The 26,951-nt window shown below is 59.8% G+C and carries 10 protein-coding genes and 1 pseudogene; 8 read left to right on the top strand and 3 right to left on the bottom strand.

Annotated elements, in window-relative coordinates:
* Positions 1 to 54: 54 nt before the first annotated feature.
* From ACEN8E_RS07015 to ACEN8E_RS06985, 7 genes and pseudogenes are all read left to right on the top strand, one after another.
* On the top strand, positions 55 to 642 hold the full coding sequence (locus ACEN8E_RS07015; RefSeq protein WP_008023664.1) for a UPF0149 family protein: 588 nt from the start codon (positions 55 to 57) through the stop codon (positions 640 to 642).
* Between the two features lie 10 nt (positions 643 to 652).
* Positions 653 to 1,048, top strand: coding sequence for a YbaN family protein (locus ACEN8E_RS07010; protein WP_495591982.1), 396 nt, complete (start codon positions 653 to 655; stop codon positions 1,046 to 1,048).
* A 100-nt stretch (positions 1,049 to 1,148) separates the two neighbouring features.
* The gene (gene lapG / locus ACEN8E_RS07005; RefSeq protein ID WP_495591981.1) at positions 1,149 to 1,856 is read left to right on the top strand and encodes a cysteine protease LapG; all 708 of its coding nucleotides are present in this window, start codon (positions 1,149 to 1,151) and stop codon (positions 1,854 to 1,856) included.
* 22 nt (positions 1,857 to 1,878) lie between these two features.
* A complete protein-coding gene (lapD, locus tag ACEN8E_RS07000; RefSeq protein ID WP_495591980.1) occupies positions 1,879 to 3,849 on the top strand; it encodes a cyclic di-GMP receptor LapD in 1,971 nt (656 codons plus the stop codon).
* Positions 3,850 to 3,954: 105 nt separating this feature from the next.
* Positions 3,955 to 6,009, top strand: coding sequence for a hypothetical protein (locus ACEN8E_RS06995; protein WP_495591979.1), 2,055 nt, complete (start codon positions 3,955 to 3,957; stop codon positions 6,007 to 6,009).
* 110 nt (positions 6,010 to 6,119) lie between these two features.
* Positions 6,120 to 6,305, top strand: a pseudogene (locus ACEN8E_RS06990) (EAL domain-containing protein); the annotation flags it as partial.
* A gap of 150 nt (positions 6,306 to 6,455) precedes the next feature.
* Positions 6,456 to 8,663 carry an RCC1 domain-containing protein gene (locus tag ACEN8E_RS06985; protein ID WP_495591978.1) on the top strand — a complete coding sequence of 736 codons (2,208 nt, stop codon included), beginning with the start codon at positions 6,456 to 6,458 and terminating at the stop codon, positions 8,661 to 8,663.
* Between the two features lie 139 nt (positions 8,664 to 8,802).
* Here ACEN8E_RS06985 and ACEN8E_RS06980 read toward each other — a convergent pair whose 3' ends face one another.
* From ACEN8E_RS06980 to ACEN8E_RS06970, 3 genes are all read right to left on the bottom strand, one after another.
* Positions 8,803 to 11,550, bottom strand: a complete 2,748-nt coding sequence (locus tag ACEN8E_RS06980; RefSeq protein ID WP_495591977.1) for an autotransporter outer membrane beta-barrel domain-containing protein — start codon at positions 11,548 to 11,550, stop codon at positions 8,803 to 8,805.
* 354 nt (positions 11,551 to 11,904) lie between these two features.
* Positions 11,905 to 13,851, bottom strand: a complete 1,947-nt coding sequence (locus tag ACEN8E_RS06975) for a hypothetical protein (RefSeq protein ID WP_495591976.1) — start codon at positions 13,849 to 13,851, stop codon at positions 11,905 to 11,907.
* A 213-nt stretch (positions 13,852 to 14,064) separates the two neighbouring features.
* The gene (locus ACEN8E_RS06970) at positions 14,065 to 24,993 is read right to left on the bottom strand and encodes a retention module-containing protein (protein WP_495591975.1); all 10,929 of its coding nucleotides are present in this window, start codon (positions 24,991 to 24,993) and stop codon (positions 14,065 to 14,067) included.
* Positions 24,994 to 25,580: 587 nt separating this feature from the next.
* On the opposite strand from ACEN8E_RS06970, the gene ACEN8E_RS06965 reads away from it, so the two are divergent.
* A complete protein-coding gene (locus ACEN8E_RS06965; protein ID WP_495591974.1) occupies positions 25,581 to 26,939 on the top strand; it encodes a TolC family outer membrane protein in 1,359 nt (452 codons plus the stop codon).
* Positions 26,940 to 26,951 lie beyond the last annotated feature (12 nt).

Below are 26,951 nucleotides of genomic sequence, written 5' to 3'. Positions count from 1 at the left end.
CGCTCAAGAAGGCCTAGAATTCCCGCATCGAACATTCCCCAAGGTAGTCCTTTAATGTCCTTCGCTGAGCAACTAACCCGCCTGCAAGTCTTCCTCGACGCTGATGAACTGCATGACGAGGCGCTGGACTACGTGGCCGCCCATGGCTACCTCACCGCGCTGTCGATCTGTTCCGAAGCGGTTCCCGAGCGTGAATGGATCGACGCACTGTTCGCCGAAGAGCCGCATTACAGCAGCGAGGCCCAGCGCGAAGAGATCGAAGCCACGCTGATCGGCCTCAAGGCCCACATCGCCCGCCAACTGGCCTCCGACGAAGAGTTCGAGTTGCCGTGCGACCTGGATCTGGGCGATGAGCCGGACGATTCCGAACTGCGCGGCTGGTGCATCGGCTTCATGGAAGGCGTGTTCCTGCGCGAAGAAGCCTGGTTCGAAACCGCCGAAGACGAAGTCAGCGAAATGCTGCTGCCGATCATGGTCGGTTCGGGCCTGTTCGACGAGCAGCCGGAGTTCTCCGACATTGCCGCCGATGCCAACCTGATGGACGACATGATCGTGCAGATCCCGGAAGCCCTGACCGCCCTGTACCTGCTGTGCAATGCACCAGACGAAAAACCGGCGATTCTCAAGCCCCGTCACCACTAAGGTTTTGCCTATGGACAACCCCATAGGCAACCGCCCCCTGATGTTGCGCTACGTACTGCTGGCCATCGGCTGGCTGAGCGTGGCGCTGGGGGTGCTCGGGATTTTCCTGCCGGTATTGCCCACCACCCCTTTCCTGCTACTGGCGGCCGCCTGCTTCGCCCGCAGTTCCCCGCGCTTCTATCATTGGCTGGTTGAGCATCCACGACTTGGCCCATGGATCCGCGACTACCTCGACGGCAACGGCATCCCGCTCAAGGGCAAGGTCTACGCCATCGGCCTGATGTGGGCGAGCATTCTGTTCTCCTGCTATCTGGTGCCGCTTCCCTGGGCACGGGGGTTCATGCTCACCAGTGCGGTGCTGGTGACGGTCTATATCCTCAGGCAAAAAACCCTGCGCAATCCCTGAAGCCTCCCTCGCCACAGCTGTTTGGGCCCGTCCGACGACCTGCCCTGTCCCGGCAAAAACTCCACCTAAACTTCACCCATCCCTATTCGAGCAGCCAGACATGGCCCGCAGTCTGCGTAGTCCAGGATGGCCAGCGCTCCGACTTCGGCTCGGCGGCTGGTTGCTGCTGGCTGGTTTGCTACTGATCTTATTCAATGGGGTCCGGGCCGACTGGGATTTTGCGCAAGTTCTGCAAACCGTTGAAAAACGCTACGGCCCGCCGGGACCGGCAAAAAACCGGATCGAGGCGTGGAGTCAAATGTTGCAAAGTGCACGCGGCGCGCCCGAACGCGAACAACTCAATGCGGTGAACCGCTTCTTCAATCAGCAATTGAATTTCCAGGACGACACGCGCATCTGGCAACAGGCCGATTACTGGGCCACACCCGTCGAAGCCCTGATCAAGGGCGCCGGCGATTGCGAGGACTACGCGCTGGCGAAATATTTCAGCCTGCGCCGACTCGGCATTCCCAGTGAAAAACTGCGCATCACCTACGTCAAGGCCCTGAGCCAGAACCAGGCGCATATGGTGCTGACGTTCTACAGCTCGCCCACGGCCGATCCACTGGTGCTGGACAATCTGATCGGCGAGATCCGCCCCGCGTCCCAACGCAAAGACTTGCTGCCGGTGTACGCCTTCAACGCCGAAGGCCTGTACCTGCCGGGCAAAAACGGCGGCCAGCGCAGCAGCGACTCGAAAAAGCTGTCGCGCTGGCAGGACGTGCTGAAAAAGATGCAGGCCGAAGGGTTCGACATAGGCGAAGGCTAGCCGCCATGGCAAGGAGCGATGCATGACACTGCGTAAACAGTTGTTTCTGGCCATCTGCCTGTTCCTGCTGGTGGCGTTCAGCGGCAGTTTTTTTGCCAGCCTGGAAAGCTCCCGCGAGCAAACGCTCAGTCAGTTGCGCGCCCACGCCCAGGACGCAGCCACCGCGCTGGGGCTGACACTGACGGCACAGGTCGATGACCCGGCAATGATGGAGCTGATGGTCAGTTCGATTTTCGACAGCGGCTATTTCAGCGGCATCCGCGTCATCAGGCTCAAGGATCAGCAAACCCTGGTCGAACGCAGCGCAGCGCCGAAAATCGACGGCGTGCCTGACTGGTTCGTCAACCTGGTCAACCTGCGCCCGGAAGGTGGCGACGCCTTGGTCATGCGCGGCTGGGAACAACAGGCCCGGGTCGAAGTGCTGAGCAATCCGCAATTCGCCCTGGCCAAGCTTTGGGACAGCACCCTCGGCAGCCTGATCTGGTTGCTGTTATGCGGGCTGTTCAGTGCAGTGATTGGCGGGTGGATGCTGCGCCGGCAATTTCGTCCCCTCGACAGCATGGTCCGACAAGCTGAAGCCATCAGTAAACGCGAGTTCCTCAGCCTGCCGAAACTGCCACGGACACCGGAACTGAAACGGGTGGTGCAGGCCATGAACCAGATGGTCGAGAAGCTCAAGGCCCTGTTCAGCGAAGAAGCTGCGCGCAGCGAACAACTGCGGGCCGAATCCTATCTGGACAGCCTCACCGGCCTGGCCAACCGGCGCCTGCTCGACGAACAACTGGCCGACCATTTACGCGAATGCGAACAGAGCCGCGATGGCCATTTGCTGATGTTACGGATCAACGACCTGAACGGGCTCAACCAGCGCTTGGGCGGCCAACGCACTGACGCGCTGATCAGTGCCGTAGGCGAATTGCTCAAGCGTCTGACTCAATTGCCGGAGCGTCGCACCTGGCTGGCGGCACGCAATCGTGGTGGCGAATTCAGCCTGCTGACACCGGGTCTGGACGCTGAACATGCCGCGCGCCTGGCCGCCGACGTCAGCGGGAGCCTGGAGAACCTGCGCCTGACTGGTGCCAGCGATTGCATGCCCGTCGCCCACCTGGGCGTTGTCACCTACCGCCCCGGTGAGCCGATGGGCGCCGTGCTCCTGCGCCTGGATCAGGCACTGACTGAATCCCGGCAACATCCCGAGCGCCCCTGGGTGCACTTGAGTCATCGTGATACCGCGCCGAATTGCACCCAGCACGACTGGCGCACCTGGATCGACGATGCCCTGAACCAAGGCAAAATGCAGCTGTATTTCCAGCCCGTCGTGCAATGCGCCGACCCCGGCCAGGTGCTGCATCACAAAGTGCTCGCACGCCTGCTCGACCCGCAGGGCGAGGCGATAGCCGCCGGGCATTTTTTGCCGTGGATCGAGCGTCTTGGCTGGTCGGCACGGTTCGACCTGGCGATGCTCGAGGCCACGCTGGACGACCTGGTGGCCAACCGCAGGCCCTTGGCACTGAGCCTGTCCGGGAGCACCCTGCGCGACCCGGTGCAATGGCGAACAATCCTCGACCTGCTCGACTCCCTGCCGGAACTGGCGCCGCTGCTGACCCTGGAAATCGACGAGCATCAACTGCCGTCCCCCGAGGAACTGCAGCGTTTGAGTCACAGCCTGCTTGAAAGCGGTTATCGAATAGGCCTGCAACACTTTGGCGGGCGCTTCAGCCAGATCGGCAATCTGACCCAATTGGGGTTGGCGTACCTGAAAATCGATGGGGCCTACATTCGCAATATCGACGAGCAGACTGACAAGCGACTGTTCATCGACGCGATCTTTCGCGCGACCCACAGCATTGATTTGCCGCTGATTGCCGAGAGGGTCGAAACATCGGGGGAGTTGGTGGCTATCACGGAACTGGGTGTTTTCGGCGCGATGGGGCGGTTGATCGGGCCGCCGGAGCCAAACTTGCCAGGCAGCCAATGCCACCTTGATCATTGACTGGAAGCAAACTTTTCCTGTTACTTATGACAGCAGGCAACCTGTCAGACGAGGTTTTAAATCACTCCGGCACCCAAACTTTTTTCAACACCCGGAGTCATCATCATGACCGCCAACCCCCCGAATACCTCGGCAATCACGCCAAACACACAATGTGAAGCAACAGCGACAGTAACCTTCGATGAAATCCGAGACAGCAGCGGAAATCTCGTTGGCAAAAACGGCGTTACTTTTGACAAGACCCTGACCTTCAAGGGTACGTCCGGCGCAAATACGGAGCTCTGGATTCGCAATGGCGTGACCAGAATCACTGACGTGACCAGCAATGGTGCGGGAGACTGGGTCAAACAGTTCACACTGCCGGACTTCAAGCGCTACAGCCTTAATGCTCTGGAAAAATACCCGCCTCAAGATTTTTCCTCGCCGTACATTTTCGTTCTGGCGACCGAGACGCCGATCATCGACAAAGTCACTGGCAAGGATGGCCCGATCGAAAATGGCGATACCTACGAAGGCAAATCGCTGGAGTTTTCCGGCTACGCACCTCCCGATATGGAAGTAGAGGCGTTCAACCGCAACACCGCCACGGGCAAGAAAGCCACTGTCGAGCGTGACGGGCTGTTCAAACTCACTTTCGACGGGCTTACCGCTGGCAACTACAGCATCAAGATCAGGGCAGCCAATGGCAAAGAGTCCAGCGCCTTCACCTTCCGCGCCGCACTGGATGTGGAATTGAGCCTGGATGATGTCCTCGAATCCGAAGGCGGCCCTTCTGTTCCTGAAGATGGCACCACCGACAAGAACCAGTTGATCATCAAGGGGCATGCCAGGCCCGGTGAGAGCATTCAGCTACTCAATGGCGGCACCCCGATAAAGGATGCCAGCGCAACGGCCGATCCCGGCGATGGCGCCTGGAAAATCCTGCTCGATGTAACAGACGGCTTCTACCGCCTCGCCGCCAAGGCGAACTATGGCGATGGGGAAATCACCGCGCCGCCCCGCACCTTTACCGTGGCGTCCATCATCAAGCCACACAACACCCGCGTGTTCGATTCGGACGGCCTGATCGAGAACAACGGTAGCACCAGATACAACCAGGTATTTGTCAGGGGGGAGGCGGCCCCGTCAGCGCAGATCAAGCTAAAGATCAATGGCGTCATCGACCCGAAGCCGGAACCGACCGACGATACTGGTAAATGGGTCAGATTCGTTCCAAATCTGAGTTACGAAACCACTTATCAATTCATCGCGGTGGCAGACTATGGTGATAATGCCGAGTCTAATTCATGGACGATTACTACCCGGATACCGGACGTCAAACCAGTCATTGAAAGTGTTAAAGATTCCAATGGCAATCCTGTCCTGCCTGGTTCCACCACCAGGGACGTTTATCTGACCGTCAGCGGCAAGGCTACGCCTGGGAAGAAAGTCCGGTTGCTCAAAGGTACTGACTCATTGGGAGAGCCTGAGGCCGATGGTGACGGAAATTGGGTACAACCAATAACGGCTTTTACCGAGTTCGTTAGCCTTACCGCAAAGGCCCTGTATGGGGCGGGCGAAACATCCTCCCCACCCTACACGTTTACGGTTACACCATTCGGGGAAATAACGAACATCCTCGACTCCAAAAACAACCCCATCCTGGAAGGTGGATATACCGCTGACAAAAGCTTAACGTTTATCGGTAAGGCCAGCCCTCACCATACAGTTGAAGTTTGGAATGGCAATCAACAATTGTCTGGAACAACCGCCGATGAAAAAGGCGATTGGCGTCGCCAGTACGGATTATTGCTTGGACACCATAGCATCACTATCAAGGTCAAGGATGTCGTCTCCAGTCCGCCTCGGACATTCAAATTGGTCGAGAGCCTCAAGCTGACTATTCTTAGTGTCACAGACCGCGGTGGGAACCTAATTCCAAATTACGGAAGTGTGTCTCAAGATGAAGTGATAACTTTCAACGGTTACGGTGCCTCGCCAAACGAGGAAGTCAATCTGTATCTTGGTAACGTTTGGGCAGGTAGACGTAAAGCAGATGCGACAGGAGGATTTCAAGTAAACACTGGCTCACACTCTCCGGGAGGACCTTACAAATTTCAGGTGAGAAGTACGGATGACCAGATTTCGCAAGACTGGTACATTTCTATAACACGTTCATAAACAGTAAGACTTGGTTGTTTACCTGACAAACGAAAAAAACCGCTTAACGCGGTTTTTTTCTTCCCCCTCGATATCCCTTAAAACCCGTAACTCACGCCCAGCGTCACCGACTTCGCGCCATTGATGAGCAACCTGACAAGCGACTGTTTATAGATGCCATTTTTCGCGCGACCCACAGCATTGATTTGCCGCTGATTGCGGAGATGGTCGAGACGCGAGGGGAACTGGAGGTGATCAGGCAGTTGGGCATATTCAGGGCGATGGGAAGATTGATCGGGGCGCCGGAGCGGATGTGAATGAAAAGAGTCAAGTAGCAGAAAAAACGTTGCCACCACTGGTCGCCACTGTCAGTTCTGACAGTAGCCATCCCCGACACATTTCCGCTGTGATAGCCCTTGCCACCGGGCCTCAGCGCCAGGCTGTCGCCCAACAAAAGGAGTGTTCACATGCCCTCGCCATCCACCACCCCTGAAAACCAGACCATTGCCCTACAGGCACGCCTTGAGACGCTCCCCCCGCCGCGCGTGGACCTTGCCCCTGATGACGTGCTGGATCCGGAAGCCGTGCCCTCCCGCGGTTTTCCGTTGTTTGTCCCGTACCTCGGGACCCTGGACAAGGATCGGGTCACGTATCGCTGGCGCAGTTCGGTCGCGGGTGGCAGCGACATGGATTTCAGGAACCTGACCGCCGACACGGCCGGCAAGGAAGTCGAGTTCACGGTCCTTAAACAGTTCGTCACCGCCAGCCGCTACCGCAGCGTGACGGTGGATTACTACATCACCCGGGGCGGTCTGATCCTTGGATACTCCGAGCCGTTGGTATTGCTCATTGGCGATGCCACGCTGGATTTCAATCCGCCCAGGCTCGATGGTGCCGTCGGCGAATTCATGGACCTGGCGGTTACGCCGCGCGAACTGGAGGCGTGTCTGGCGACTGACGAATATCAGTTGCAGATCGGTGATACCGGCGAGATCCGCGTGACCGGTGCGCCCGGAGACGGCACTGTCAGCGTGCCCTTCGTGGTCGAGGAGGGTCAGGCAGGTCGTGACAAATGGGTCGCCCTGCCCCGGGCGGTGTTTTTGGCAAACGTCGGCCGCGAAGTCCGACTCGACTGCACGGTATGGCGTGTGGATGGCACCCGTAAGGTCTCGAGGCTCGCCGCGTATGACGTGCGCCACTCCATCGGGATCGGGCGCTTGCAGGTGATGGGCGCGCGCTCGCGTGGGGGCTGTCATCTGATTTCGGGGGGCGCCTATTGGCTGACAGCGCTGGACGCCAATACCTTGCAACCAATCGAGGCCCGCTGGCGCTATAACCACCAAACGGATGTCATCAGCGGCTCGAGGTTTCGTGATACGCAACAGGATCGCCCGCTGCATGTGCAGGTGGACGATGACTGGGTGACGATTCGTCAGCGCAACCTGGTGGGTAACGGCAATCTGGTTTCTGTCATGCAGGACAATAATGCGGCGTTTGCGGCACGAGCGGACTTGGGCAACCTGGTGGCTTGGGGGAGAGCCGGCCGTGGCGGTGACCTCGGCGCGACACTGCCAGCATTGACTGATGTGGTCGCGCTTAGCCTTTGCGGCTATGCCTTTGCAGCTCGCCGGACCAATGACAGCATCGTGGCTTGGGGGTATGCGAACAACGGTGGCGTGGTGCCGGAGCCCATCCTCCAACACAAGGATATCGTGTTGGTAACGGGCAATGGTTATGCCTTTGCGGCACGACGAAGCGATGGGAGTATGGTGGCTTGGGGGAGTCCCGGTATGGGGGGGGGCATTCCTGAACCGGTTGCGGCACTGAAAGATATCGTCACGATAACCGGCAGCCTGCATAGCTTTGTGGCACTAAGGGCTGGTGGCTCCGTTGTGGGCTGGGGCAATGCCGCTTCAGGTGCCGTCATTCCCGATGATATTGCGGCGCTGAACGATATTGTGGAGGTCACGGGAAGTGACGCCACCTTCGCTGCACGCCGGGCGAATGGGGCCGTGGTGGCATGGGGGCATATCAATAATGGGGGAGTAGTCCCGAAAGCCATTGCGGAGCTGACCGACATCGTGGAGGTTTGCAGTACGCGGTATGCCTTTGCAGCCCGTCGGGACGATGGAACAGTAGTGGCTTGGGGAAGCAAGGCTTATGGAGGCGACCTGCCCAATCCAATCAGGGGACTGACTGATATCGTAGCGGTCACAGGCAACAGTTACGCCTTCGCTGCGCAACGCGCGGATGGACGTGTGGTGGCATGGGGGAGCGACATCAGAGGAGGTGCCCTACCTGAGCCCATCGCAGCAAGAACCGACATCGTTCAAGTGGTGCCCGCTTCATCCGCCTTTGCCGCACTGTGCACCGACGGGTCCGTGGTGGCATGGGGAAATGCCACTTATGGCGGTGAAATTCCCGCCGAAGTTGCCCCACAATTGACCGACGTACGGGCCATCTGCGGCAACACCCATGCCTTCGCCGCCTTGACCACCGATGGCCGCGTGGTCACCTGGGGCAGTGCCGCGGCAGGTGGCGACAGTGATGCCGTGGCCGATCAGTTGAACGGGAAAATTTCTTACGAAATCAAACCACTTGAACCGACGACGGCCGAAAAACCGGCGAAAGCCGGTACCCCATCGACAAGTCGTTCTGTCACTGCTGCCAAGTAAACGGTCAGTGCAGTGCGCACCTGGCAAATGCCTGACGCACAAAAGCCAACGCCCCGAACTCGTCGGGGCGTTGGCTTGCCGGTGAATTGGGTTTGTGTTCACCCGATGTGCAATGGCTGCCCTCGCCTTTCAGACGCTCCTAAAACCCGTAACTCATCCCCAACGTCACCGCCCAAGGCTGCTCGAACTTTTCACTCTTGCCATAATCGACGCCCGCGTCCACACGCAGATTTTTGCCGAAGGAAACCGCCGCCCCCACTCCGGTTTCGAAACCGCTGCCCTTCAGGCTGGTGTTGAGCTGGTTGCCGTTGACCTGTGCGTTGTCATTGCTGGCGAACTCATGCACGAAGGCCACACGCCCATAGGGCTGCACGACGGTATCGCGGTCGATGGCAAAGTTGCGCCCGGAGGCCACACCCAGTTTGCCGCGTAACGAGCGCGTACGATCGCCATCGGCTTGCATGCCATTGTCCAAATGGTAGTCCGCGCCCTGGATCACGGCCGCAGAGACTTGGGCGGAAGGTTTGACGAACCAGTCATTGGTCAGCTTGATGTTGCGGCCGACTTCCACCAATGCACTCACGCCCGAATTGCTGTAATCGCCCTTGGTCCGGGTGCCGTCACTCAGATTGACTTTGGAGTCATTGCGGAAATGGTTGAACTTTAACGCCCCATCCACGTAGTAATTACTGTCCGGATTCTGCCAGCTGAAGTAGGGACCGACGTAGTAGCTGTCGACATTGCCCGACGTTCCGCCATCCAGATTCAGATCGGATTGGCTGTAACCCGCCAGCACACCCAGTCGCCATTGGCTGTCTCCCAGACGGGTATCGGCACCCAGGGAAATACCCTGCTGGCGCTGGCGATAACCGACGCCCGAGTCTTCATCGACGTTGTACTTGTTGCCATACGGCCGGACCCATATGCCATGCAGATTGCCGTCCGATTGCAGCTCACCCATACGGGTTTCGAGTGACTTCAACTCGCCATAGGAAATGGTGGTCGCCGTCTGGAACAGTGCCAATACCGACTGAGCGCCGGGGCTGACCGTTTTGGTGGTGGGGTCCAGGAACCATTCGGCGCCACCGGCGCCACCGGCGCCATCGGTGCTGCTGGCCAGATCGTAGGACCAGGTCCCCACATCGACCCGACCGCCCACCAGCGAAAACTGTGCTGTACCGGCGGCAGTGTGGACCAAGGTCAGTTGCTGAGGAGAAACCGCATCCTTGCCGGAAGCACTGACGGCCAGGCCGAACTCGCCATTGGCTTCACCGGTTACATTCAGCCGGTCTGCACCGCCGGTGGCGAAATCCCCCGACATGGCAAAGGTGCCGCTGCCATTGAGGCTCTCGACAGTGAGTTCGCGGAAAGCGCCGGGAGCAATGCCGAAATCGACCGTACCGCCGGCCATTGTCAGGCTGCCAATACTGTCGCTGCCAGTCATGGTCCAGGTGGAGGTGTCGAGCGTCACGCTGTTGACCTTGTCCAGACGCCCGATGAGCTGCGAGTTGTTTTGCAGGGTGACGTTGGCGCTGGAGCCCTCCTCGACCACCATATCGCCGGTCATGTGACCTTGGTTGAACGAGAGTTCGGCGGTGCTGTTTTGACTCACCTGCACATCGCCGGTCAGGACACTTTGATTGAACAAGAGATCAGCAGTGCTGTTTTCACTCAGCAGCACATTGCCGGTCATGTGACCTTGGCTGAACGAGAGATCGGCGGTGCTGTTTTGACTCACCCGCACATCGCCGGTCAGGACACTTTCATTGAACAAGAGATCGGCAGTGCTGTTTTCATTCAGCAGCACATTGCCGGTCATGCGAGCTTGATTGAACGAGAGATCGGCGGTGCTGTTTTGACTCGCCTGCACATCGCCGGTCAGGACACTTTCATTGAACAAGAGATTGGCAGTGCTGCCTTCACTCAGCAGCACATTGCCGGTCATGTGACCTTGGCTGAACGAGAGATCGGCGATGCTGTTTTGACTCACCTGCACATCGCCGGTCAGGACACTTTCATTGAACAAGAGATTGGCAGTGCTGCCTTCACTCAGCAGCACATTGCCGGTCATGTGACTTTGGCTGAACGAGAGATCGGCGGTGCTGTTTTGACTCACCTGCACATCGCCGGTCAGGACACTTTCATTGAACAAGAGATTGGCAGTGCTGTTTTCACTCAGCAGCACATTGCCGGTCATGCGAGCTTGATTGAACGAGAGATCGGCGGTGCTGTTTTGACTCACCTGCACGTTGCCTTGCAGGGCGCTGTTGGCCACAGACATGGCGACCGTCGAGGCTCCCAACACCTCGAGTACAATCCCGTTGCCGCCTTGCAACGTGGAGTTGTTCAACACCTCGATACTGGCGGCGATCCCGCCTTGCACCTGAATCGCCGGGCCAGTGCGGCCCACTACACTGGAATTATCCAGCTTCAGCGAGTTGGCACCGACGCTGGCGGGGTCCCGATCCATCAATACGCCTGCCGCATCCCCATTGATACGAGAGCCCGCCGAGGCCTGCACCGTGCCGCCCCGAAGGCTCAAACCCACGCTACCTGAAGCAGTGCCGGTCAGACCGGTATTCACCAGCTCAAGGGTACTCAACCCCGTCACCTCGGCACCGGTGTCACCGCCATTGAACTGGCTGTTCGAGACAAATGCAGTCGAACCTTGTGCCGCGCCTGGCGTGCGGTTCACGGTCAAGGCGAGATTGTCACTGGTGACCGTAGTCTGGTTGATGTTCGCCAGGCTGCCACCGGTGACCGAAATACCTTCAGTGCCACGGTTGGCGTTAACGGTTGCACCGTTGAGGTTCAGTGTCGAACCGGACTCGACGAACAGGCTTTGGGTTACGCCGTCCACCACGTTCAACGTGCCGTTGTTGCGCACCAGATAGTCGATCGGTTTCGTAGACGAACCGACTTCATGGGTTCTGTTATCGACAATAACCGCCGCCAGCGTCGACGGGGGTCAGCAAAAAAAATGCCGGCACCACTGCCAGCATCCTGAAAATACCCATGTGCACAGCTACGTGTAACGGTGTCTTTTCTAGAGTCATATCCTGTCTCCTGTTCGTCATCTCGCCTCCGTTCAGCAGAGGCGCCGGGAGACTTGTGAGGGGCGCGAACGATAGCTTTTCGTCCTACAGAAAAATGTAGGATTAATCTGATTGCGCCTGAGAACTCTCCACACCTAACAAACATGCACAAGCAAAAAGGGGCGCCCAAAGGCGCCCCTGCTCGATCACGGTAACGGGTTGAAGTTGCAACTGGAGCCATCCCCCTCTCTCATCAGTACTCGTACAAGATGCCGCTCTGAAGTTGCCAGGTGCCCATCAACCACAACGGTGTACCAGATCGCCCCAAAGGCGCTGCCAGTTTCATCGAAAACTTTATAAGGCATGTTGATGTAGGCGCCATCTACGCTTTCCTGTTCATCAACCGTATAGGCAACGCTGTCCCTGATCGGTAGCTCTACAACTCCTTGGTCATCTGAATAGGCCTGATACTCGAGCCGGACGACCCGATCTTTGAAATTGGGCTCAGGTGGTACAAACACCACTACGACCTTTTCCCCTCCGGGACCGGTTTGCAAGGAGCCGCAGTTCAAATAATCAAAGTCAGGATCCAGATGTTGAACAACAGGCGCTGGCACCACGATATCGTGTATATGCACAAAAACAGTTTGCGGGCCTGACACCGCATAGTTATCACTCACCGCATCCTTGGCGTGGTAATGCAGAAGCGTTTTAGCATTATTCCCTTGCGCAGCAACAAACCCCCACGTCACGGTGAATGTCACCGTAAAATCATCCCCTTCGTCGCCGATCACGGTATAAACCCCACCCTCGGCATCAGGTACTTCAACGTCGTTCCAGAAAAGCTGTAGTCGCTCACCGGCTACCGCCCCCTCATACAAGGGAACGATCAAGGACACTGGCTTATCTTCGTCAGCCTTTACAATAAAGTTGGGTTCAATAGATACCGCACCCTGCGCCGTCAACAGTGGCAGAAAGGCATCCGGCGGACCTGGTTCTTCCGGATCAATGATGCCGGGTCTTCTCAAGTCTTTTTTTACTGACGTAATCAGCGGGCTTTCAGGATAGAGACGATCTCCGCGTCGGATCTGCATGCCGACCGGAACGTTTTCCTGGTAAGCGACGTTGTTGTAGACATCTTTGAACGGTACGTCGATGAAAAATGGGAAGCCGTCAATCAACTGCTCTACTTGCTTAATGCCATCCCAGGTAATTTGCAACCAATCCCTACCCTCGACATGGTTTTCGTAATCGACACGGATTCCAACGCCCAAACCCGGACGCGTTTGCGCGTCTATCAGGCTAATGACGCCATCATCTTCGAACAGTGGAACAGAAGCCGGCACGAGTACCGGCGGCAGGGTCAAGACCACATCCAGCCTTAACTTTTCCGAGGCTGGGCTCTGGTTGCCTTTTCGGTCACAGTGGTCAGTCCAGATTTCGTGCAGGCCTTCTTCACCACCCAACATTGCCTCAGTCAACTCAAACACAGGGGCGGTAATGGGGGAGGTGAGAGTCTGGGTGCCAATCAGAACTTTACCGGGGTCTGCTTCCGACTTGCCATACCAGGCCCTGATAACGTCACCAATTCTGTTGTCACTCGTCAGCGGACAGGTCACCGGGACATGACCGTTGTCATCCAGATACTCCTTGGTAATCTCCGTCACCGGAACCGTCGGCTTTAATGCCGCCGGAAAATCCGTATCGATATTGATGATCAAGGACTTAACCAACGCGCCGGTATTGCCACCATGGTTGATGCGGTAACTCAGTTCATACGTGCCTTTTTCCGCGGTAAATTCCGCCGGCAAGTCGAGTTCAAAAGGGAAGGCAGCAATGGGCACCGGGGTTTTATAGGCATAAGCCTCGCCCACTAATGTTCCATTCCAGCGCAATTGGATAAAACCATTTGTAGGCACGGGATCTTGCGACTGGTCGAACTGATTAACATGAACCCTTATTACTGTTCCTTGATAACGTGTGTGAAGTTGGTTTATCTCGTCATCCGGCTCATTCGTTAACAGCGGATTTCTTTTCGAGTCAAGTTCAGGTGGATCGGCCAAAAGTATTTCGGCGGAATACCTTAACTTACGGTAGGCGAGCGCCTTTTCTTCAACTGATGTTAATTGACTGAACCTGGTATACCTGGACATTTAATGACTCCTTCCATCAGTTGAAAATAAATCCAAAGCACGCGACCTGATACTGAACAAAACTGGAATGAGTTGATTTAAAGGCAGTTACATAACGCTGGCTACTGTCAGAAATAACAGGTATTGCTACCACTTATCGGAAAATCGACCGGGCAATAAAAAACCCGCCATCCCTTGCACCGGGATGGCGGGTTTTTTCGTTGTGTTGTCAGATCAGACGGTATCCACCTTCAACGAATGATCACTGAGCATGCCGTTGATAATGGTCGCCGTGTCATGCCCGCCCGCGATCACTCCGCCCGCCCCCGGTGTTACACCGTAATGACTGGCGAGGTTGACGCCAGCCAGGTCGATGGTCTGGTTTGGTGCGGCGCCGGCCATGGCGCTGACGTCGATACTGGTCACCGTCGATGCCCCGCTGCCGGTGACGGTGAAGTGCAGGTAGTCATCCAGCGAAGCCGTGGTGCCGTTTTCCCCTTGCAGCAGTTGCGACAGGTCGAGCTTGTCGGTGCCGGGCGTGAAGTCGGTGATCACATCATGGCCACTGTTGCCCTTGAGCCACTGGAAGGTGTCAGCCCCCGCCCCGCCGGTGAGTGTGTTGTTGCCCAGGCCACCGATCAGCAAATCATCGCCGCCCCCGCCATTGAGGATGTCGTTGCCCAGGCCGCCGTTGATCACGTTGTTATTGTTGTCGCCGGTCAGGGTGTCGTTGAAGTTCGACCCGACCAGGTTTTCGATACCGGTCAGGGTATCCGTGCCCGCGCCGAGGGTATTTTGCGCAGCGAGCAGGCTGAGGTCGACCGTCACCCCGGCAGTGGCGTGGGCGTAACTGGCCGTGTCGATGCCCGTGCCGCCGTCGAGGATGTCATTGCCCGGGCCGCTGAAGAGCAAATCATTGCCGGCCCCGCCGTGCAGTTCGTTGTTGCCGGAGCCGGCGGTGAGCACATCGTTGCCGTCGCCGGCATTGATGATGTTGTTGCCCGTGCCCGCCACCAGTATGTCATCCCCGCTGGTGCCGGTGAGGGTGTGGCCATCCTGGTAGCTGATGGTCAGGTTGGCCGAGTCGCTGCCGCCATGGTTGTCGTTGGCGGTGTAGGTGCCGTGGTAGTCCGCGGTGACATCGTGTGCCCCGGCGTAGTTGACGGTCATGGTCAGCTCGTAGTTTTCCGCCCCATTCTTGTTGCCGCCACTGGTGTTGGCGATGTTGGTCACGTGGATCTGGTAGGTGCCATCCGCGACTGCGGTGATGAGGCCGCCATCGGCGATGCTTACGAATGCCCCACCGTTGAGTGAATACTCCATCGTGATGTGCCCGGCATCCAGGTTGTGATTGAGGTTGAGCGTCTCACCCTGGTTCAGCTTGACCGTGATGAAGTCTTCATTGTTGCCATTGGAGTTGTTCACTGCGCCAAGATAGCCACTGACCACCAGCGCCGCCGTCATGGTCGCCGCGTTGGCCGCAAAGGCGTTGCGCACGTTGGCCAGATTCTGGTTGGCAGCGATGTTGTCGGTGTTGGCGAAGTTGATCGCACCAGTACCGGTAAAGTCTGCGCCTTTCACGACCCAGCCGGTGTTGAACGAGGTGGGGGTCGCCGAAAGTTGGTCGCCATTAGGGTCGGTATCGTTGGCCAGCAAGAGTTCGCCCGGTACCACGATGTTGCTCGACAGCACGTTGGTGATGACGTGGTCGTCCATCGCCACCGGAGGCCCGTTGGGGATCACCTTCACGGTCAGCGTCGAGCTGACGAGGTCGCCATCGTTGTCGCTGACGGTGAATCCGATGTTTTCGGTGATCAACACCGACGTGGTTTTCTGCGAGGTGTAGTTGTAGTCGCCAGTGTCGAGGTTGATCACCAGCGTGCCGCCGTTATTGGTGGCGATGCTTACCGTGTTGTCCACGGTGTTGAAGGTACCGTGGTTGGTGCCACCGCTTGCCGTCAACGAACCCTGGCCGCTGAGGGCTTTTGGATCGTAAGTGTAGGTGGTGCCGTCGACCACGATGGATTTGATGAAACCGCCATCAGCGCCGAACGTACCGCCCTCACCCAGCAACGAACCGGTGACCGGTGCGCCGACCACGGTGCCAGACAGCACCGAGTTGAGTTGGTTGAGGTCGGTGACCACCACCCCATTGGTGTTGGTGTGGCTGATGCCGTCGTAGGCCAGCGGATCGAGGTTGGCGTTGCTCACGCCGCTACCCAGGCCGATCGCATAGTTCTTGATGTTGTTGGCATCGAGGAAGGCTTTGAGCGCGGTTTCGTCGGCGGTACCGATTTCCTGGCCGGCGGTGGGCTTGCCGTCGGAGAAGAAGTAACCGACGTTTTGCGCACCGGTCAGTTTGCCCGAGGTGTTGAACGCGGTCTGCATGGTCGCCACGGCCGCGTCGTAGTTGGTGCCGCCATTCGCGGTGAGGCCGGCCAGCAATGTCTTGGCGGTCGCGACATCGACCCACACCGAAGTCCTGTCGGTGGCGCTGCTGCTGAAGGTGACGAGCTGCACTTTCACATCGCCGAGGTCGTCGTATTTATCCAGCAATGCACTGATGGCCTGCTTGGCCAGGGCCAGGCGCGACAGGCTCGCGCCCGACCCGTCCAACACGCCGGAAGGGTCGGCCATGCTGCCGGAGATGTCGAGCACGATCAGCAAGTTGGAATCGATCTCCACCGCCGCCACCGAGCGATCCGAAGCTACCGCCTTGGGCACGTCATCGACAATATTGACTACGATGGTGCTGGTGCTGCTGTTGCCCAGCGCATCGGTGGCTTTGTAGGTGAAGCTTTCACTGAGGCTGTTCGGCCCGTCGTTGGCGTTCGGCGAGGTTTTCGGTGCCGAGGTCAGGGTGTAGGTGTAGCTGCCATCGGGGTTGAGCAGGATCTGCCCATAGGTGCCGGTGGCGCTTCCGACCAGAGTGTAGGTGAGCGCACCGCTGGCACCCGTGACCGAACCGACCAGGGTCCCGGACGCAGTTTCGCCAGTGTTGCCCGGGTCGCTGCCGATGACCGTACCGGCGGCCAGGTCCTGCCCGTCCTTGCTCAGGTCGAGGGCTTTTTCGTAGACCGTCACGTCGCTATCGGGGTTGGCCTTGATAGTGCTGTCGGCGACGTCGATGGTGATGGTGGTGGTGCTTTCATCGCCATCGGAATCGCGCACGGTGTAGGTGAACGTATCAGTGGCCCCCGCAGCGCCGACCGAGTTCTGATTGCTGTGATACACCGCGTTGCCATTGGCATCGAGGGTCAGGTAGCCATAGGTACCGTTGATCTGGTTGCCCAGTCCGCCGATCGCCGAGGTCGAGGTATTGCTGCCGGCGCGTACGCCGACCACCGTCGCCGGACCATCGGCACCGCTGACGTCGTTGCCCAGCACACTGATGTTGACGGTACCGCCCTCCACTACCGACGACGAGTCAGGTTTGGCGTTCGGCAGGTCATCGATGATGTTGACGTTGATCTGCCCGGTCATCGTGTCACCATCCGTATCGGTGGCGACGACGTCGAAGTTCTCGGGCAGGCTGTTGGCGCCGTTGGCGCTTGGATGGGTTTCGTTGTCGTTGAGGGTGTAGCTGTAGCTGACCACGCCGGTGGCGGCGTTGAAGCCGGTGATGGTCAGGGTGCTGCCCAGTGGCGTGGTGACCGATTGCGGGAAGCCGGCGGCCACGCCGCCGCTGACCACGGCGATGCCGCCGACGGTCAGGGTTTGCAGGCCGTCGAGGGCGCTCACGGTGAAGGTGCCGTTCTGGGTCAGGGCTGGGGTGTCCGGGCTGCTGCCGTCACTGAGGTTTTTCTCGTAGACGGTCAACTCGCCGCCCTGGACATTCAAACCGCCAATCGTCACCGGGTCGTCGTTGTTGTGGATCTGCAGCAGCAGGTGGGCCGTGCTGCTGTCGCCATCGGCATCCGTCAGCGTATAGGTGAAGGACTCCGTCGCACTGCCGCCGCCGTGCAACGCCTTGAAGTCGGCACTGCCGGGGTTGAGCGTGTAGGTGTAGGTGCCGTTGGCATTGAGCACCAGGGTGCCGTACATGCCGGTGAACGTGCCGGGGGTGATCGGGCCGCTGTTTTCGCCGATCGTCACCCGGTCGGCGCCCTGCACGTCGTTGCTCAGCACGTTGCCGTTGAGGGTCAGCAGGGTTTCCGAGGCCGTGCCATTGCTGTCGTCCATGCCCTTTGGCACGTCGTCGACGATGTTGACGTCGAGTGAACCGGTGGCGGTGGTGCCGTTGTCGTCGACCACGGTCACGGCGAACTGCTCAGGCAGGCTGTTGGTGCCGTTGGCGCTTGGATGCGCTTCGTTGTCGTTGAGGGTGTAGCTGTAGCTGACCACACCGGTGGCGGCGTTGAAGCCGGTGATGGTCAGGGTGCTGCCCAGTGGCGTGGTGACCGATTGCGGGAAGCCGGCGGCCACGCCGCCGCTGACCACGGCGATGCCGCCGACGGTCAGGGTTTGCAGGCCGTCGAGGGCGCTCACGGTGAAGGTGCCGTTCTGGGTCAGGGCTGGGGTGTCCGGGCTGCTGCCGTCACTGAGGTTTTTCTCGTAGACGGTCAACTCGCCGCCCTGGACATTCAAACCGCCAATCGTCACCGGGTCGTCGTTGTTGTGGATCTGCAGCAGCAGGTGGGCCGTGCTGCTGTCGCCATCGGCATCCGTCAGCGTATAGGTGAAGGACTCCGTCGCACTGCCGCCGCCGTGCAACGCCTTGAAGTCGGCACTGCCGGGGTTGAGCGTGTAGGTGTAGGTGCCGTTGGCATTGAGCACCAGGGTGCCGTACATGCCGGTGAACGTGCCGGGGGTGATCGGGCCGCTGTTTTCGCCGATCGTCACCCGGTCGGCGCCCTGCACGTCGTTGCTCAGCACGTTGCCGTTGAGGGTCAGCAGGGTTTCCGAGGCCGTGCCATTGCTGTCGTCCATGCCCTTTGGCACGTCGTCGACGATGTTGACGTCGAGTGAACCGGTGGCGGTGGTGCCGTTGTCGTCGACCACGGTCACGGCGAACTGCTCAGGCAGGCTGTTGGTGCCGTTGGCGCTTGGATGCGCTTCGTTGTCGTTGAGGGTGTAGCTGTAGCTGACCACACCGGTGGCGGCGTTGAAGCCGGTGATGGTCAGGGTGCTGCCCAGTGGCGTGGTGACCGATTGCGGGAAGCCGGCGGCCACGCCGCCGCTGACCACGGCGATGCCGCCGACGGTCAGGGTTTGCAGGCCGTCGAGGGCGCTCACGGTGAAGGTGCCGTTCTGGGTCAGGGCTGGGGTGTCCGGGCTGCTGCCGTCACTGAGGTTTTTCTCGTAGACGGTCAACTCGCCGCCCTGGACATTCAAACCGCCAATCGTCACCGGGTCGTCGTTGTTGTGGATCTGCAGCAGCAGGTGGGCCGTGCTGCTGTCGCCATCGGCATCCGTCAGCGTATAGGTGAAGGACTCCGTCGCACTGCCGCCGCCGTGCAACGCCTTGAAGTCGGCACTGCCGGGGTTGAGCGTGTAGGTGTAGGTGCCGTTGGCATTGAGCACCAGGGTGCCGTACATGCCGGTGAACGTGCCAGGGGTGATCGGCCCGCTGTTTTCGCCGATCGTCACCCGGTCGGCGCCCTGCACGTCGTTGCTCAGCACGTTGCCGTTGAGGGTCAGCAGGCTTTCCGAGGCCGTGCCATTGCTGTCGTCCATGCCCTTTGGCACGTCGTCGACGATGTTGACGTCGAGTGAACCGGTGGCGGTGGTGCCGTTGTCGTCGACCACGGTCACGGTGAACTGCTCAGGCAGGCTGTTGGTGCCGTTGGCGCTTGGATGGGCTTCGTTGTCGTTGAGGGTGTAGCTGTAGCTGACCACGCCGGTGGCGGCGTTGAAGCCGGTGATGGTCAGGGTGCTGCCCAGTGGCGTGGTGACCGATTGCGGGAAGCCCGCCGCCACGCCGCCGCTGACCACGGCGATGCCGCCGACGGTCAGGGTGGTGACGCCGTCGAGGGCGCTCACGGTGAAGGTGCCGTTCTGGGTCAGGGCTGGGGTGTCCGGGCTGCTGCCGTCACTGAGGTTTTTCTCATAGACGGTCAACTCGCCGCCCTGGACATTCAAACCGCCAATCGTCACCGGGTCGTCGTTGTTGTGGATCTGCAGCAGCAGGTGGGCGGTGCTGCTGTCGCCGTCCGAATCGGTGATGGTGTAGGTGAAGGTTTCGGTGCCGTTGCCACCGCCGTGCAACGCCTTGAAGTCGGCACTGCCGGGGTTGAGCGTGTAGGTGTAGGTGCCGTTGGCATTGAGCACCAGGGTGCCGTACATGCCGGTGAACGTGCCGGGGGTGATCGGGCCGCTGTTTTCGCCGATCGTCACCCGGTCGGCGCCCTGCACGTCGTTGCTCAGCACGTTGCCGTTGAGGGTCAGCAGGGTTTCCGAGGCCGTGCCATTGCTGTCGTCCATGCCCTTTGGCACGTCGTCGACGATGTTGACGTCGAGTGAACCGGTGGCGGTGGTGCCGTTGTCGTCGACCACGGTCACGGCGAACTGCTCAGGCAGGCTGTTGGTGCCGTTGGCGCTTGGATGCGCTTCGTTGTCGTTGAGGGTGTAGCTGTAGCTGACCACACCGGTGGCGGCGTTGAAGCCGGTGATGGTCAGGGTGCTGCCCAGTGGCGTGGTGACCGATTGCGGGAAGCCGGCGGCCACGCCGCCGCTGACCACGGCGATGCCGCCGACGGTCAGGGTTTGCAGGCCGTCGAGGGCGCTCACGGTGAAGGTGCCGTTCTGGGTCAGGGCTGGGGTGTCCGGGCTGCTGCCGTCACTGAGGTTTTTCTCGTAGACGGTCAACTCGCCGCCCTGGACATTCAAACCGCCAATCGTCACCGGGTCGTCGTTGTTGTGGATCTGCAGCAGCAGGTGGGCCGTGCTGCTGTCGCCATCGGCATCCGTCAGCGTATAGGTGAAGGACTCCGTCGCACTGCCGCCGCCGTGCAACGCCTTGAAGTCGGCACTGCCGGGGTTGAGCGTGTAGGTGTAGGTGCCGTTGGCATTGAGCACCAGGGTGCCGTACATGCCGGTGAACGTGCCAGGGGTGATCGGCCCGCTGTTTTCGCCGATCGTCACCCGGTCGGCGCCCTGCACGTCGTTGCTCAGCACGTTGCCGTTGAGGGTCAGCAGGCTTTCCGAGGCCGTGCCATTGCTGTCGTCCATGCCCTTTGGCACGTCGTCGACGATGTTGACGTCGAGTGAACCGGTGGCGGTGGTGCCGTTGTCGTCGACCACGGTCACGGTGAACTGCTCAGGCAGGCTGTTGGTGCCGTTGGCGCTTGGATGGGCTTCGTTGTCGTTGAGGGTGTAGCTGTAGCTGACCACGCCGGTGGCGGCGTTGAAGCCGGTGATGGTCAGGGTGCTGCCCAGTGGCGTGGTGACCGATTGCGGGAAGCCCGCCGCCACGCCGCCGCTGACCACGGCGATGCCGCCGACGGTCAGGGTGGTGACGCCGTCGAGGGCGCTCACGGTGAAGGTGCCGTTCTGGGTCAGGGCTGGGGTGTCCGGGCTGCTGCCGTCACTGAGGTTTTTCTCATAGACGGTCAACTCGCCGCCCTGGACATTCAAACCGCCAATCGTCACCGGGTCGTCGTTGTTGTGGATCTGCAGCAGCAGGTGGGCGGTGCTGCTGTCGCCGTCCGAATCGGTGATGGTGTAGGTGAAGGTTTCGGTGCCGTTGCCACCGCCGTGCAACGCCTTGAAGTCGGCACTGCCGGGGTTGAGCGTGTAGGTGTAGGTGCCGTTGGCATTGAGCACCAGGGTGCCGTACATGCCGGTGAACGTGCCGGGGGTGATCGGGCCGCTGTTTTCGCCGATCGTCACCCGGTCGGCGCCCTGCACGTCGTTGCTCAGCACGTTGCCGTTGAGGGTCAGCAGGGTTTCCGAGGCCGTGCCATTGCTGTCGTCCATGCCCTTTGGCACGTCGTCGACGATGTTGACGTCGAGTGAACCGGTGGCGGTGGTGCCGTTGTCGTCGACCACGGTCACGGTGAACTGCTCAGGCAGGCTGTTGGTACCGTTGGCGCTTGGATGGGTTTCGTTATCGTTGAGGGTGTAGCTGTAGCTGACCACGCCGGTGGCGGCGTTGAAGCCGGTGATGGTCAGGGTGCTGCCCAGTGGCGTGGTGACCGATTGCGGGAAGCCCGCCGCTACGCCGCCGCTGACCACGGCGATGCCGCCGACGGTCAGGGTGGTGATGCCGTCGAGGGCGCTCACGGTGAAGGTGCCGTTCTGGGTCAGGGCTGGCACGTTGGGGCTGCTGCCGTCGCCGAGGTTTTTTTCGTAGACCGTCAGCTCACCGCCATACACGTCGAGGCCGTTGAGGGTCACCGGGTCGTCGTTGTTGTGGATCTGCAGCACGAGGTGGGCGGTGCTGCTGTCGCCATCGGCATCCGTCAGCGTATAGGTGAAGGACTCCGTCGCACTGCCGCCGCCGTGCAACGCCTTGAAGTCGGCACTGCCGGGGTTCAGCGTGTAGGTGTAGGTGCCGTTGGCATTGAGCACCAGGGTGCCGTACATGCCGGTGAACGTGCCGGGGGTGATCGGCCCGCTGTTTTCGCCGAGCGTCACCCGGTCGGCACCCTGCACGTCGTTGCTCAGCACGTTGCCGTTGAGGGTCAGCAGGGTTTCCGAGGCCGTGCCATTGCTGTCGTCCATGCCCTTCGGCACGTCGTCGACGATGTTGACGTCGAGTGAACCGGTGGCGGTGGTGCCGTTGTCGTCGACCACGGTCACGGTGAACTGCTCAGGCAAAGTGTTGGCGTTGTTGGCGGTCGGGTGGGTTTCGTTATCGTTGAGGGTGTAGCTGTAGCTGACCACGCCGGTGGCGGCGTTGAAGCCGGTGATGGTCAGGGTGCTGCCCAGTGGCGTGGTGACCGATTGCGGGAAGCCCGCCGCTACGCCGCCGCTGACCACGGCGATGCCGCCGACGGTCAGGGTGGTGATGCCGTCGAGGGCGCTCACGGTGAAGGTGCCGTTCTGGGTCAGGGCTGGCACGTTGGGGCTGCTGCCGTCGCCGAGGTTTTTTTCGTAGACCGTCAGCTCACCGCCATACACGTCGAGGCCGTTGAGGGTCACCGGGTCGTCGTTGTTGTGGATCTGCAGCACGAGGTGGGCGGTGCTGCTGTCGCCATCGGCATCCGTCAGCGTATAGGTGAAGGACTCCGTCGCACTGCCGCCGCCGTGCAACGCCTTGAAGTCGGCACTGCCGGGGTTGAGCGTGTAGGTGTAGGTGCCGTTGGCATTGAGCACCAGGGTGCCGTACATGCCGGTGAACGTGCCGGGGGTGATCGGCCCGCTGTTTTCGCCGAGCGTCACCCGGTCGGCGCCCTGCACGTCGTTGCTCAGCACGTTGCCGTTGAGGGTCAGCAGGGTTTCCGAGGCCGTGCCATTGCTGTCGTCCATGCCCTTTGGCACGTCGTCGACGATGTTGACGTCGAGTGAACCGGTGGCGGTGGTGCCGTTGTCGTCGACCACGGTCACGGTGAACTGCTCAGGCAGGCTGTTGGTACCGTTGGCGCTTGGATGGGTTTCGTTGTCGTTGAGGGTGTAGCTGTAGCTGACCACGCCGGTGGCGGCGTTGAAGCCGGTGATGGTCAGGGTGCTGCCCAGCGGCGTGGTGACCGATTGCGGGAAGCCGGCGGCCACGCCGCCGCTGACCACGGCGATGCCACCGACGGTCAGGGTTTGCAGGCCGTCGAGGGCGCTCACGGTGAAGGTGCCGTTCTGGGTCAGGGCCGGCACGTTGGGGCTGCTGCCGTCACTGAGGTTTTTCTCGTAGACGGTCAGTTCGCCGCCCTGGACATTCAAACCGCCAATCGTCACCGGGTCGTCGTTGTTGTGGATCTGCAACACCAGGTGGGCGGTGCTGCTGTCGCCATCGGCATCCGTCAGCGTATAGGTGAAGGACTCCGTCGCACTGCCACCGCCGTGCAACGCCTTGAAGTCGGCACTGCCGGGGTTGAGCGTGTAGGTGTAGGTGCCGTTGGCATTGAGCACCAGGGTGCCGTACATGCCGGTGAACGTGCCGGGGGTGATCGGCCCGCTGTTTTCGCCGATCGTCACCCGGTCCGCGCCCTGCACGTCGTTGCTCAGCACGTTGCCGTTGAGGGTCAGCAGGCTTTCCGAGACCGTGCCATTGCTGTCGTCGACCGCTTTGGGCACGTCGTCGACGATGTTGATATCCAGCGAACCGGTGACGGTGTCGCCATTGCTGTCGTTGGCCACCACGGTGAAGTGTTCGCCGAGACTATTGGCATCTTCGCCGCTTGCATGGGTTTCGGCGCCGTTGAGGGTATAGCTGTAACTGACCACGCCGGTGGCGGCGTTGAAGCCGGTGATGGTCAGGGTGCTGCCCAACAGGGTGGTGATCGACTGCGGAAAACCCGCCACTACGCCGCCGCTGACCACGTTGATGCCGCCGATACTGAGGCTGGTCAGTCCGTCGGGGGCATTGACGGTAAAGGTGCTTCTTTGGGTCAGTGCATTTGTGTTGCTCGCCGATCCGTCGACAAGGTTGGCTTCATTGACGGTCAGCTCGCCATTGCGCACCGACAAGCCGTCGAGGCTGACCGGATTGTTCGGAGCCTCCGGCGTCACGGGCGCCTCCACAGGGGCAGCGGCCGCTACAACGTTGTTGTCCGGATTAGCGTTCAGGCGTTCTTCGGGAAGTTCGGGAATGCCATTGAAGCCGGCAGTGGGGAAGCCAATGGTTGGGTCGACTCGCCCGCCCACCTCTTCGAGCATGACGAAACTATGACCACTACCCTGGATGCCGCCCGGTACACCCGCAGTCGTGGCAGGTCCGGCAGCGGTGGCTTCAGCGGTTTGGGTCGGGTCGTCGCCAGCCGCAATGGCTTTTTGCAGCTGTTCGACATCTGTCAGTTGCGCTTCGCTCGGCGTCGCCGCTTCATGCGAGTCCACATGGGGAATCTGATTGGCGAGCAGCTGCGGTGTCATCTGCATGTTGCTGTCGCGCCCGAGGGTCAGCTCCTGGCCATTTTGCAGGTGCACCGCCACCGCGCCCTCAGCGCCGGTGCTCAGTTGGTCGCCAGCGAAAAGCCGGTCCCCCTCGACCAATGCACGCCGGGTGCCGTCGCTCGCGACCGCGAATACCTGACCGATGACCTTACTGACGATACCGATGAGCGTAGCCATGTGCACTTCCTCCGCTGCCAACCGCTGTCGGCACCTTGTTTGTGCGAAGAACGTGCTAATGGCTCAAGCGGGTTGTCTGGCGGATCGTGTTCAGGTTGCCGGTTTACTTGAGTAAGCCGTGGCCCTGGCAACGATCTCGCCCAGCCAGTCGCTCACGGCGCTGTTTACGATTTTGGGAAAAACCCTCTGCAATCAATGGCATCGGATCCCTGTGCGCAACAACGTTGCCTGTGAGCAATGCGTAGCGATCTTGAATCACTCAAGTGACAAAAAACCGTCGCCACAAGATCGCTCGCGTCCCTCCCCTCCAACACTTCTCCGCTCTATGTCGATAAGTGGATTGGAATTTTCCTCAAACCCCGACAAGCGCCCTAGCGCCCATAAAACAAGGGTTTTCGAGTTGAACAATGTGCTGGATTTTGCGTAGCGCATAAGTTTTTTTTTGCATAGCCGTTATGAAAAAAATTTCTTAGCTACGCTCCAGAATGTTCTTAGCTCTTTTGTTAAGGACATGAAACAACTTTACCTATAAATATCGTCAAATATTTGGCGACCGATAAGCACCATAGGAAATCAGGGAGATGCACATGCGCCTGTTAACCCCCCTCTGCAGCGCGGTTCTTTTGGCCATGGCCTGTTCGGCCCAGGCCCAGGCCATGACGTTGACCGAAGCGATCCAGAGCACCATCGCGACCCACCCGGAGCTGGCATCGCGGGTGGACAGCCGTCTGTCGGCGGATGAGGACGTGAAGGTCGCCAAAGGGGGCTTTTATCCATCGGTCGATCTGAACGCCGCCTACGGGCGCGCGTACAGCGATAACACCAACACCCGGGCGTTCGGCAATCACCACACCGAAACCCTCAACTACACCCAGTCGGAATTGCGCCTGCGGCAAATGCTCTTTGACGGGTTCAACACTTCCAATGAGGTCGCACGCACCAAAGACGTGGTCAACTCGCGAGCCTATTACGCTCAGGGTACGGCTCAGGACCTGGCCCTGCGCACCACCGAGGTTTACCTCGAAGTACTCAAGCGCCGCGAACTGGTGACACTGGCCACAAACAACCTGCAAGCGCACTTGCGGGTCAACGACCAGATCGGCCTGCGCACCCAGCGCGGCGTAGGGAGCAACGCCGATGCCGACCAGTCCACGGCTCGCCGGGCACTGGCGGAAAACAACCTCGATACCGCCCAGGTCGATCTGGCTGACGCCGAGTCGAATTTTTATGCCGTTGTAGGACGTTTACCCGATGAACTGGAAACCCCACCATCGATTCGCGGCGAAGTCCCGGCCTCCCTGCCCGAAGCCCAGCAGAGCATGGTGGAAAACAATCCTTACCTGAAATCCGCCCAGGCTGACGTGCAATCGGCCGAAAGCCAGTACGAAGTCGCCAAGTCGCCGTTCTATCCACGCTTGGACGCCGAGGCGGCAGTAGGCGCGAACAACAACGTGCAGGGCGATGAAGGCCATGACAATGAATGGCGGGTCGGCGTGGTGATGAACTACAACCTGTTCCGCGGCGGCAGCGACAAGGCGCGCCTGGCCTCCGACTCACACAAGATCAACCAGGCCATGGACATCCGTAACAATGCCCTGCGTCAGCTCAACGAGAACATTCACCTGGCCTGGAACGCGATGGTCAATGCCAAGAAACAAACCCCGACCGCCCGTGAATACGCCGACACCAGCAAACGCGTACGCATGGCCTACCAGGATCAGTTCGGCCTCGGTCAACGGACCCTGCTGGACCTGCTCGACAGTGAAAACGAACTCTACAACGCCAACCGTCGCTACACCGAAGTGCGCTACACCGAAGAGTTTTCGATGTACCGCGTGTTGGCGAACATGGGCCAGCTGTTGAGCAAACAACGCGTCGTCCTGCCCGCCGACGCGATCGCCCAGAGCGAAGTAAAAAACGAAGCGCGCCTGCCTGATATGAAGTAGTGCACTGGAGGG

This window comes from Pseudomonas sp. Pseusp9 (assembly GCF_059491265.1).
This window is presented reverse-complemented; position numbering and strand designations above follow the sequence as displayed.